Origin of the sequence: Bariatricus sp. HCP28S3_A7 (genome assembly GCF_052066375.1) — a bacterium.
In the GTDB taxonomy this organism is placed as follows: Bacteria; Bacillota; Clostridia; order Lachnospirales; family Lachnospiraceae; genus Allocoprococcus.
In genome coordinates, this window is the sequence record NZ_JBQHSG010000026.1 from 19,770 (window position 1) to 31,206 (window position 11,437).

At 38.2% G+C, this 11,437-nt stretch carries 9 protein-coding genes; 2 read left to right on the forward strand and 7 right to left on the reverse strand.

Annotated elements, in window-relative coordinates:
* Positions 1-45: 45 nt before the first annotated feature.
* The 7 genes from ACTNA4_RS13340 to ACTNA4_RS13370 form a co-directional block, all read right to left on the reverse strand.
* On the reverse strand, positions 46-2,379 hold the full coding sequence (locus ACTNA4_RS13340; protein WP_441030533.1) for an ATP-binding cassette domain-containing protein: 2,334 nt from the start codon (positions 2,377-2,379) through the stop codon (positions 46-48).
* A 14-nt stretch (positions 2,380-2,393) separates the two neighbouring features.
* The gene (locus ACTNA4_RS13345; RefSeq protein ID WP_441030535.1) at positions 2,394-3,821 is read right to left on the reverse strand and encodes a radical SAM/SPASM domain-containing protein; all 1,428 of its coding nucleotides are present in this window, start codon (positions 3,819-3,821) and stop codon (positions 2,394-2,396) included.
* Positions 3,822-4,274: 453 nt separating this feature from the next.
* Positions 4,275-6,305 (reverse strand): relaxase/mobilization nuclease domain-containing protein, encoded by a 2,031-nt coding sequence (locus tag ACTNA4_RS13350; protein WP_441030537.1) that lies wholly within the window; start codon positions 6,303-6,305, stop codon positions 4,275-4,277.
* Positions 6,296-6,697: a plasmid mobilization protein gene (locus ACTNA4_RS13355; RefSeq protein ID WP_441030539.1), complete on the reverse strand. Its 402-nt coding sequence runs from the start codon at positions 6,695-6,697 to the stop codon at positions 6,296-6,298. Before ACTNA4_RS13355 ends, ACTNA4_RS13350 begins: the two co-directional genes overlap by 10 nt.
* A gap of 240 nt (positions 6,698-6,937) precedes the next feature.
* On the reverse strand, positions 6,938-7,432 hold the full coding sequence (locus ACTNA4_RS13360) for a hypothetical protein (protein WP_441030541.1): 495 nt from the start codon (positions 7,430-7,432) through the stop codon (positions 6,938-6,940).
* A gap of 18 nt (positions 7,433-7,450) precedes the next feature.
* Complete coding sequence (locus tag ACTNA4_RS13365) at positions 7,451-8,371, reverse strand: ParM/StbA family protein (RefSeq protein WP_441030543.1); 921 nt, start codon at positions 8,369-8,371, stop codon at positions 7,451-7,453.
* Between the two features lie 180 nt (positions 8,372-8,551).
* The gene (locus ACTNA4_RS13370; RefSeq protein WP_441030545.1) at positions 8,552-8,830 is read right to left on the reverse strand and encodes a hypothetical protein; all 279 of its coding nucleotides are present in this window, start codon (positions 8,828-8,830) and stop codon (positions 8,552-8,554) included.
* A gap of 285 nt (positions 8,831-9,115) precedes the next feature.
* Between ACTNA4_RS13370 and ACTNA4_RS13375 the strand changes: the two genes are divergently transcribed.
* Both ACTNA4_RS13375 and ACTNA4_RS13380 read left to right on the forward strand, forming a co-directional pair.
* A complete protein-coding gene (locus ACTNA4_RS13375; RefSeq protein ID WP_441030547.1) occupies positions 9,116-9,793 on the forward strand; it encodes a helix-turn-helix domain-containing protein in 678 nt (225 codons plus the stop codon).
* Positions 9,794-10,059: 266 nt separating this feature from the next.
* Positions 10,060-11,313 carry a tyrosine-type recombinase/integrase gene (locus ACTNA4_RS13380; RefSeq protein ID WP_441030549.1) on the forward strand — a complete coding sequence of 418 codons (1,254 nt, stop codon included), beginning with the start codon at positions 10,060-10,062 and terminating at the stop codon, positions 11,311-11,313.
* Positions 11,314-11,437: the final 124 nt, after the last annotated feature.

Sequence of the window (11,437 nt, forward strand, 5' to 3'; positions counted from 1 at the left end):
ATAATACAACTCCTTTCATAAGTACATTTTTCTTCATTAAAATCTCTATTTCAATTCAAGTGAATATAGCGATGAATTTTTGCAGTTAAAAACATCTTTTGCTTTTCCCTGTGCAACAATTTTTCCACCTTCATTACCGCCAAACACACCGAAATCTATTATATAGTCTGAAATTCTAGCTATAAACTCTATATTATGTTCAACAATCAAAATAGTCTCTTTATTTTTCTGTAAAGAAAGTAATATCTTTTCAAATTTTTCTACATCTACGCTATTCAATCCTGATGTAGGCTCATCCAGTATGTAAAGATTGGAGCCACGAGATGCAACTCCCAACGCCTTTGCTAATTTAATTCTCTGAGCTTCACCACCTGACAAATTCATTGACATCTGCCCCAATTTAAGATATCCCAATCCCAATTCTATCATACTTAACAGAACAGAATAAATCTTTTTATTATCTTTAAAAATATCAATAACTTCTGATATAGGAGTTTCAAGCACTTCTAGTATATTTTTTCCATTATACTGAACCTCTAAGATTTTATCATCAAACCTTCGCCCTTCGCATTCAGGACACGTAATGTACGAACTAGGCAAATAATTCAATTCTATTTTTTGAAGTCCAGTTCCCTGACAACATTCACATCTTCCCCCTTTAACATTCATACTAAAAAGTGATGCACTTAATTTCATACTTTGGGCGTAATCTGTATTAGCAAACAAACGTCTTATCTCATCATATATTTCTAAATACGATACAACGGTTGATCGTGGTGTCTTCCCAATAGGTGCCTGATTGACTACCACAACTCGTCTTATCGAGTTTCCACCAGAAAAACTTTTACAATTCACACTCGAACTTCTTTTAAAGCAATTCGAAATTATCGATACCAACGATGATTTTCCAGATCCCGATACTCCAGTAATACATGTTATTCCTCCTATCGGAAACATTACATCTTGGTCATGAATATTTCTAAAATTTATACTTTTCAATTCGCAATACTGCAAATAGTTTGTCTCTTCTTTATAATCCAACTTATATGAATAGTCTAATGGTTTTGTGTCTACATCAATAACATATCCACCTTTAGGACCACCCTCTGGTCCCAATTCTATAATACTATCAGCGGCTGATATGTATCTCTTATTATGTTCTATAGAAATAACAGTATTTCCTTTATCAACAAGATTTTTTGTTGCTTTAATAATATTAGTAATGTCTCTATGGTGTAGTCCTTTGCAAGGTTCATCTAAAATATATACAATTCCTTTTAGCGAACATGTTAACTGTGTTGCGATTCTAATTCGTTGGCGTTCACCACCCGAAAGAGATGGAATAGTTCGATTTAAACTCAAATATCCAATATTTAATTGCATTAATGCGTCCAATTTATTGAGAACACTTTCCAGTAATTGTGACACTAGTTCTCTTTTGTTTTTTTCAACCTTGTCATACTTGAACTTTAACAACCATATTTGAAGTTCTCTTATTTCCATAGCCTCAACTTCATAATAATTCAATCCATTAACCTTATATTCCAAAATATCACTACGCAATTTTGAACCGCCACAAACATGGCAAGGCACATCTTCCATATATTTAGAATATACTGTTGTAGACATTGTATTATCTACCTGAGTTACTCTATCCATAATAGCCGGAATCGCTCCCTGCAATAATACATAGTGCTGCTTCTTTCTTTTTCCTTCTTTATATGACAATTTATACTTGATCTTTTCATCAGAATATAACAACTGATAAAGTTCTTTTTTTGAAAGGTCCGAAACCTTCTTATTGATATCTATACTATATTCATTACAAAGTGCCTCTAAATACTTCTGTTCTTTTCCCTCTTCCGGTCCCTTATAATATAGAATAGCCCCCTCTTTTAGTGTTTTATCTTTATCTGGTATTAACAAATCCTCAGAAATTATAGTTTCAACTCCAATTCCAGAACAATGTGGGCAAAATGATTTCGGATTATTTGAAGAAAAAAAACTTTCAGATACTTCATTTCCCCTTGCACTGTTCACAATAGCAAATAACGAACGTAAATAATAAGATATTTCCGTAGTTGTCCCAATAGTGGAGCGCGGATTCACATTATAATAATTTTGTGAAATATTAAGTGCAGGACGTAGATTTTCAACTGCTCCCACCTTTGGCTTATTCATTAGCTTTTGACCATAGATATTTCCTGTCATTCCCTCAAGAAATCCCCTTTGGCTTTCTGCATACAATGTATCAAATACTAATGATGACTTACCGCAACCAGAGCAACCGGTTACACAAGTAAAAGCATTTAAAGGTATTTCAAGATTAATATGTTTCAAATTATTTTCATAAGCATCTCTTACTATAATTTTTTCCATATAATCCATCCTCTCTACTTCAAATTTTTAATTATAGATTCTACACTATTATGTTTCATAGCTGCAACTTTGCAATTAAATGTGTTTATCTTAAAAGGATCCCCATCCAGATTTTCATTAGAATTACTCATCATACAAACATTACAGTAACCTCTGTCCTTGCAATCCACACATTTTGGAAAACTCTTACGCTTTATTTCTCTTAAACATGAAATTTCTTTAGAATTCTGCCAAATATTCTGTATGCTATCATCACATAGATTACCAAGCTTTTTGTTTTGCCATCCAACACATGGATACACATCACCTTCAGCGGAAATGCACAAATAATAGCGACATATTGAGCATATTGAATCCTCACCGGTCAATGTACATTTTTCTTTCGCAGTATCATATAAATAAGTTGCATATTCCTTGGTTAACTGTGAATTAAATGCCTCTTTTACCTCGTTTAGCGACAATCTATTTACTAGATTGCTATTAGTATGATCATATGACGCAAAGATAACATATTCAGTGGCAACCGTAATACCATGGTCATTTCCCCATTTTACTACTTTATCAAAAGAATCTTTGTTTTGTTTCATAATTGGGCATGAAATTTGCACTGGAATACCTAATTCTAACAATTTTAATATGCCAGCTTTTGTTTTTTCAAAACTACCTTTCATTTTTGTTACAGAATCATGCACTTCCGGATTCATTGAATATAAAGAGGTTTGCACACACAAAAGAGGATTTTTTATCATTTCACTTAAAACCTCATCGTTAAGTAATGTTAAGTTAGATAACACATTTACAGACAAATCCAATTCTCTAATTTTTCTTAAAAACCCAATAAAATCCTTATGAAGAAGTGGTTCTCCACCAGATAAAGTCACATTAATTATATTAAGAGCTCTTCCCTCTTCAATAATTCTATAGAATAACGAAGAGTCAATCGTTTTTGTTTTTAATTCATGTGGAATATAACAATGAATACAGCGTTCATTACATATATTTGCAATTTCTATGTGCAAACTCCTTAAAAAATCATTTTCATGAAAAATTTGTTTCGAACAATTATCCACAATTACTTCTTGGGGCATATCCATTTTTTTATCACTGTTTTTCATTCTCTCATTACATTCTTCATAAGTTTCACCAACCGAAAGAAATCCTTCATACACAAACTGCATAAAAAACTCAATCGTATCATTCTTCAATTCTTCGTAATCTACCCCAATAAATATATTCAACAATTCTTTTATGATTACATCAATATTCTTAGGTTCCTTTGTAAGTGTTCCAAGCATAACTGCTCCACTTTCAGAAACATATTTTTCACCAGGGAACTTACTTGATCTATGTAACATTTTATATCCAAACATAGAATTATCTGTTATTAATCCATATTCCTTATATTGTCTAAATATAATTTCATCATTAATCTTAAAATACACTTTTCTTACCTCCAAGCACACATTTCTGTACTTTTTATCCCTTATTGAATACATCTATTTTCAAAATGATTTACTTCTGGAATTCCCTTTATTGTAATGTATAATTGAGAAATTACACTAAGGTTCTACCATTTATGTCAACTATCTAACCACAAACACTAAATGAAAAAGGACACAGTATCTTGCAACCATGTCCTCAGTAAAAATTACTTTTGAATTATGCTTTTTTGTCACAAGGTCTACCACAAGGTGTTCCTCCTCCACATACAGCAGAATTAACTGACGCAGAATTCAAAACAACCGGCTTACTATATTTCATTGTAATGCCCTCCTTCTCTATAGTTTTATGCTTATATAAATCTACATGGAATAAGTATACCATAAAATTCACAGCAAGTCAATCAGACCATGCTTACCGCTAATCATTAATTCTCCCAACATTCACAACCAATCTCACAAGCTCCTTCTATTATTCTCCTGCTTCTTTTCTCGCATCCCCTCCTCATATATCTTCTCATACAATTCATACTTCTCCTGCTGCCCTAGATGCACACCTTTCCTATCCAGCACAGCACCAAATACCTTAATTCCTGTATAATAATCCATATCTATCAAATCAAACACCTCTGATAAAACATACACCGGATACCTGATTAGTTGCTCTGGATTGACACCCCACACATCCATTCTCTGCAAAATTTGCTCCACCTTCCGGCTAATCAGATGCTCTGCTTCCTCTCTCGCACTATAATCTGCCAAAAGCTTCGCTTCCTCATAGACTTCATCAAAGCCTGCCTTCATACCAACTGATTCAAAATATGCCTTTACCACATCAAATACGTTTTCTATATCACTCATATCACAGCCATAGCAACGCACCTTTTCCGCCACACTGAGTCGCATATAATCATCCTTGTCAAATGGAAGCTCATCCTTTTTATCCGTATCAGATGTCGCTGTATCCAATTTTCCAAAAGGTGCATCTTCCCTAGTCTCCACAATATCTGCAGGCTCATTTACTGCTCCTTCTAACAGTTCAGTTCCGCTTGCATCCAGGCATTCTGCCATAACATTCTCGGAAACAGCTCCAGCTACATCTTCCTTGCAGGTTTCTTCCATATCCATTTCTGCAACAGACGCTCCAGTCATTTCCGCTTCCTGCACCCGATACGGATTCTCTGGCACTTCCACCTTGTACATCTCTGTAATGTCACCCAGTTCCTCAACCGGTATACGAAGTTCCAATTCCGCCTCCTTGAGGCTTCCATCCCGTTCAAGACATCTGACTACCGCTTTTAGCTTATCCCGGATGTCCTTCTTTTGAAGTTTCAATTGCTCCAGCCTTTCCCGGTAGTCATCCTCAGAAGCCTCAAACGCAGACACATCCTCCTCTGTCTTGCATGACCTTTTCCAAACTGCCCTGTCCCGGTACATCTCTTTCTGCGTCTTACACAGCTCCTCATCCGCATGCTGTAATCTCTGCTTTAATCTATATAAATCTGCAAAAGTCCTAACATCATACTTTACCACTACCAGATATTCCTCCTGCAATTCATGCAATTTCTGTATCTGCTCATACAGATAAGCTGAGCCATAGGAAAATCGCTTTTTCTCTGCCAGTCGCAGACGATACATCCTCGTGTAACACTTTTTCTGATATGGTGATAAACACGCCTTTCTTACTACAGGTAATGAAGTTGTATGAGCAATCGGTGCTATCAATTCCGGTTCTCCGTACTTAAATAACGCTTCCAGATTCTCACTTCCAAAATCCTCTGAAATCGTATCCAGTCTCTTAAACCGCTTCATTCCCGGAACCTTTACAGAGATATGCTTTCCCTGCTTTACTTCAAAGCCAGCCTTTTCCAAAAGAAATATAAAATGCTCCATACTCTCTGCATTAACGGCACAGAATCTGGCATCTTGCTCTATCCATTTGGAAAATACCTGTTCACGCTCCCATTGTGGTCGTGCCATATTGGCAGGCTCTTTACTGTATTCAGCCGGAGTGATATGAAGTCCATATTCTTCACAGAGTTTGTTGGTAATAGGCTGAAATTTGTATTTCCAGTCTCCCTTATGGCACTGGAACTTATATCCCGTTACCATATTTACACTGTTTATAACAATATGGGCATGAAGATGATTACGATCTGTATGAACAGCTACTACTGCTTCATACTCTCCGTGAAATGCCTCCTTTGCAAATCGCATAGCGATATCATACATAATCTCCGGTGTACCTTCCCCAGGTTTTAGGGAAATCACAAAATGATATCCCTGCCGTCCTCCCTGCTTGCCAAACATCTGCTTGGTTGCCTTCATCTGTGTATAAGCCATCTCCGGCAGGCAGTTAATACCGCCTGCCAGATTGGCATCCCCAAGTTTCTTCGATTGCAGAATATAGTTTATGGAATGTTCCAGATGAATGTCAATTCGTGCCTTATTGCTTGCTTTCATATGCATCATCTTGGTTATCGCCATCCACAAACCACCTCCTGCATCAAATCCTTTATCTGTAATATCAGTTGATTCCCGGTTTTCATGGTGCTGTCAAATACATAACCGCAGCCATTGGCAACTCTCGTCATCTGATTATAATTGTTACAAAGACCGGAAAGCTGATTAATCAGATCCCGCCTGTCATGAGCAATCGTCGTATCTACCTTACCTCCATGAAGAATCAGATATCTGATATAATCTGACAACTTCATACCATTGATTTTGGCATCATACTCTGCCTGCTCTCGCTCCTCATCCGACAGCCGAATAGTAAAATTCTTCCTTGGTTCTATTAACTGTCCCTTTCTTCCTATAAGCCACTCCTCCTTTTCTAACTGTGTGTGTAGAGAATTTGCCAGATACGTAAAACGCAATGCGTTTCACAAAATCTGGTTAGGGGGATGAAATTCCCCCTAAAACCCTCTCTGTATATGCCCCTGCGGGGGGCAGTTATCTGTAATACCCCCTGCAATACAGGACAATGTCTGTATTACTGCTGGTATTACGACAAATAATCCTGTATTACCATCGGTATTACGCTAAATAAATCTGTATTACGCCTGGTATTATCGCGATTCTCTTAACTGGACGAATATAATTCAGACAATTCTGCCTTACAACTCATCCAAAAAAGCCATAACATCATCTGAAACATCCTCATCAGTTGCCTCCGGAATCTCACCGAAACATGTGGTAGATTCCAAGACATCTTCTGTTTCTGAAACTGCTTCTGATTCTGAGTTTGTTTCCGCCTTCGCCCCGGATTTCCCGAAACCCATCGGCTTTTCCTGAATCACTCCTACTCCGGCAAGTTTTTCTACTTCATCCTTTATAATCAGTCTCACTGCACTGATAATCCGGTCAGTTTCTTCCGACATGGCAGTCTGTAGAGATAACCTCTGTGTATTCATTTCCTGCACAAGACGTTTTTCCTCAGTTTCCTGCTTTATGCCACGAATTGTCCTTATCAATGCTTTTTTGATAAACTTGCTCTTATCTCCAAAGCAGAACATCGCTGTTTCATCCTCAAGATACCTATGGATTTCCCAGTCCTCTTCTCTGTTAAGGTTAAGACGGAAGCTGACTGTCACACTGTCTTCATTTGCCATACTGCCTCCAATCCGCCACTACTGCATCTTTCGTTTCATCTGCTGATATGCCAGATATTCGTATCCAAGTGCATTTGCCTTAACATCTTCAATGTGCATAATGTGTCTGCCAAAAACGGAACCAAATCGTTTCATCACAGTTGCTCCACCACCCACATATACAATCGGTGTCATTTCCGGATCAAATCCGTGTTCTTTCAAAGTTGCTTCAATTCCTCTTGCAAAAATTGTCAGCTCCTCTTTTACTATCTGGACCATCTTATCTGAATATGGAGCATTTCCATACATCATCACCTGCTGTATCTGCTCCTCCGTCAGAGTGCGATTCGTCTTTCTGTAAACCACATTATTGATATTTGCCATACACTGTATCAGTGCGGATGGAATAGTGATACAGTCACTTTCCACCGGTACATGCTTTCTTGTATGAATGATATCAACTGTCTTACTTCCAATATCTACTATCAAAAGCTCCGCTGGAAGTTTTCCTAACCTGTCTGCAACTGCGGCATAACACTGTGGATAAAGAAACACCTCTTTGCAGTCAATATGATATGCCTTGCCATTGTACTGAAAATCTACGCTTCCCGGATTCAGATACTCCTTAAATGCTACCTTTTCCTGTCCAAATCTTGTAAATGGTAGCCCTGCTGCAATACTTACACTTGCATCGGATAACTGATAATAATCCATTTCCTTTGCAATCGCTGCCAGCGTTAATAAGAAATAATCCTCATCCTCTACCTTGGTATCTTTCAGCGGCAGCCTTCCCTCGCCAACCTTATAATACCTGTCATTCAGCATCATGGTATTTGTGGTCAGGGTAGCTTCTCCACCCAGCTCCTTCACACCATTTTCAAATACAAAATGTGCTGTTTTCATAGCGGAAAATCCGTGGTCTATACCACACAATAAAATCTGCTGTTCTTCTAAATACATACAATCCTCCTTGTTTTGTGTAACAAAATGCGAGTCTTCAGACGAGCAGAGGATTTATCCTCCTATCTGATTCTCTTTTAGTTTTCATGGTACAATTCAGATTGCAGGAGCCAAAACCATTTGCTATAATGTATTTGCGAGATACATAGCAAGGCTTTGGCTTTGCAATCAAGTCCTTTCCTATTCGGATGGGACTTTTTCTTTTGTCTGATAATCTGATTGCTCAGCTACCACACTGTCTTTTTGTGTCAGGTCATCGCCCGGATTATAACAATCTGCATATCCGTAAATCTTCTGCTCAAAGTATTTGCGAGGACACTTGCCACGCATGGTGTAATATCCCATTGCGTCCAGTTCCGCATTATACTTTTTGACAACTTCATATGCTTTTGTCATTCCCACGCCAAGCACCTGACTGACTTCCTTTGCATCAATAAATGCCTCTTTCGTGCTTATCATAGAACTCCTCCTTTCTCATTAAACTTGCATTACTGGTACAGATTTTAACCTGTTGATAAATCATTCGACTTTAATCCGTACTCTCAATTCGTGTTTTATCATAATATATCTTTCATATTCTGTCAATACATTTTTTCAAATATCCGCACTTGCAATTCGTTTTAGTTCGTGATATAGTATTCATAACATAATAATTCAGTTACTTTTCAGTACGGGTTTCTTATTTTTAGTGAAAACACGAATTGATGTGACTGAATGCAAATTATATATAAGGAAGGTGACACTATGGCGATGTCAGATAACCAGCGTCTTGCCATGTATACCGCAGAAGAAATCGGTAATGCAATCAAAAGACGTCGCAGACAATTAAAGATAACCCAGAAGGAATTCGCCCGTAGACTGGATAAGTCTGAACGTACCATTCAGAAATATGAATCCGGTGAGATTACCATGAAGATTGATTTAATCAAACAGGTGGCTGATGAACTGGATATTCCATGGCAGGAACTTTTGGAAGCAAAAACTGATAAAATAGGCATTGTAACAGAAGAAGAGATTTCTTCTTATCACTTTCACAATCTATCGGATGTTATCAGCGCACTATTTACTATGACAGAACTGAAAGACATCTCATTTCAGCTTTCCTGCACCAAACCACCTGAAAATCCCGAGTGGACTTCCGCTCTTATGGTTGATGGCAAGGGTGACGGAACATACAATGCAGACTTCTGTCTCTTTATGGAAAACTGGATGAACAAACTTACTGCTCTGCAAAGCGGTAAGTTGAGCAAAGAAAGCTACGATACATGGAAAAGAGAAATGTTAGATTATTACTCTGACAGCTACTTCTCAGATTTTTCTTCGCAGATGGCAAAACAAAAAAAATCTACTGGTGCAAAGAAGAATTCTTCGCTGACAAGAATTCATATCGTGTCTACCAAAGAAGAAGCCGATGATAAATAATTGTTTTATTCAGTAGCAAATATTTTTAGCTAAAATAAAAAATCGGCACCAGACCTTCTGCAAAAGGAATGATACCGAATTTTTAGTGATTAAACCCAAAGGCTTTATAATCACCCTAGACAAGTAGATTATATCATAGCCTTTGGAAAAATGCACTCAAATCTTGTTTTTCAGGACAAAGTGCAATACATACCACAGTTACGTGGTGCAACTTCCAGACATTTACAACATTGCCAGGAAAATTTAATACAAAGGAGATGATTTTTATGCCAGCTTACAAAGATAACAAGACTGGTAAGTGGTTCTGCAAGTTCTATTACACGGACTGGCAGGGCAACAACAGGCAAAAGTGGAAACGAGGTTTCGCCACCAAAAAGGAAGCCTTAGCTTATGAAAGGGATTTTCTTGAAAAGCAGTCTGCTAACCCGGATATGACATTTCAGAATCTCTACGAACTTTATATGGAAGACATGACACCAAGACTGAAACAGTCCACTATCATGACCAAGAAGCATATCTGCGAGACACACATTCTCCCGTTTTTCGGCAATAAGCCTGTAAACGAGATTAAGGCTTCCGATGTGCGAAGATGGCAGAACCAGTTGATGAATTCCCCGAAGGGATATTCCAAGACTTATCTGAAAACCATCAACAATCAGCTTACCTGCATAATCAATTATGCCAAGAGGTTCTATGATTTGAATACGAACCCCTGCGGTCAGGCAGGAAGCATTGGACAGGCAAAAGCTGAAGAAATGGATTATTGGACTTACGATGAGTACATCGCTTTTCGGGAAGGCATCAAGGATAAGCCATTATCCTATATCTGCTTTCAGGTGCTGTACTGGACAGGAATGCGTGAGGGAGAGCTACTTGCACTTACTGCTGCCGATATCGACCTTGCCTCAAAACAGATTGATATCAACAAAACTTTTCAGCGACTTCATGGGGAAGATGTATTTACATCCCCAAAAACGCGAAAGAGCAAGCGCAAGGTTCCCATTCCGGATTTTCTCTGCAAGGAACTTCAGGAATATATGGACTCAAGATATATGCTTGACCCGCAAGAAAGGTTGTTTCCGATTACAAAATCTTATCTTTCTCACGAGATGGATAGAGGGTGTAAGAATACCGGGGTGAAGCGTATCAGAATCCACGATATCCGTCACTCCCACGCCAGTTTGCTCATCAATCAGGGCTGTGATGCACTGGTACTTGCTGACAGACTTGGACACGAAAAGGTATCCACAACACTGAACACCTACTCCCATCTGTTTCCACACAAACAGCAGGAGCTTGTCAGTAATCTGGAACAGCTTGGTGCAGGAGCAGAAAGTACTCCATCACCGGAGCCACCTGCAAGGAATGTGCTACTGGAGACAATGGGTATTTCATATGATATGGACGACGCATCATCACACATTGCAGATACCACAGTTCCATCATTTCCATATGGACCAATGCCAAAAGAAAAGACATCCGGAAATATTATCCCGATGCCTCAAAGAAAAGTCATGTAACCAATGTGCAGATTGAATATTATGGTGCGGCGGAGCCGCCAGTCCGATGTGGCGAGAGCCACCTGTCCGGACTAACGGAGCCACCCCATTTGTTTTGCTATTAAGTTATTTAGCCAGAGCTGGA

Coding starts and splice junctions, on each gene's coding strand:
- ACTNA4_RS13340 (WP_441030533.1), bottom strand. CDS start 2,379: ATGGAAAAAATTATAGTAAGAGATGCTTATGAAAATAATTTGAAACAT.
- ACTNA4_RS13350 (WP_441030537.1), bottom strand. CDS start 6,305: ATGGCGATAACCAAGATGATGCATATGAAAGCAAGCAATAAGGCACGA.
- ACTNA4_RS13360 (WP_441030541.1), bottom strand. CDS start 7,432: ATGGCAAATGAAGACAGTGTGACAGTCAGCTTCCGTCTTAACCTTAAC.
- ACTNA4_RS13365 (WP_441030543.1), bottom strand. CDS start 8,371: ATGTATTTAGAAGAACAGCAGATTTTATTGTGTGGTATAGACCACGGA.
- ACTNA4_RS13370 (WP_441030545.1), bottom strand. CDS start 8,830: ATGATAAGCACGAAAGAGGCATTTATTGATGCAAAGGAAGTCAGTCAG.
- ACTNA4_RS13375 (WP_441030547.1), top strand. CDS start 9,116: ATGGCGATGTCAGATAACCAGCGTCTTGCCATGTATACCGCAGAAGAA.
- ACTNA4_RS13380 (WP_441030549.1), top strand. CDS start 10,060: ATGCCAGCTTACAAAGATAACAAGACTGGTAAGTGGTTCTGCAAGTTC.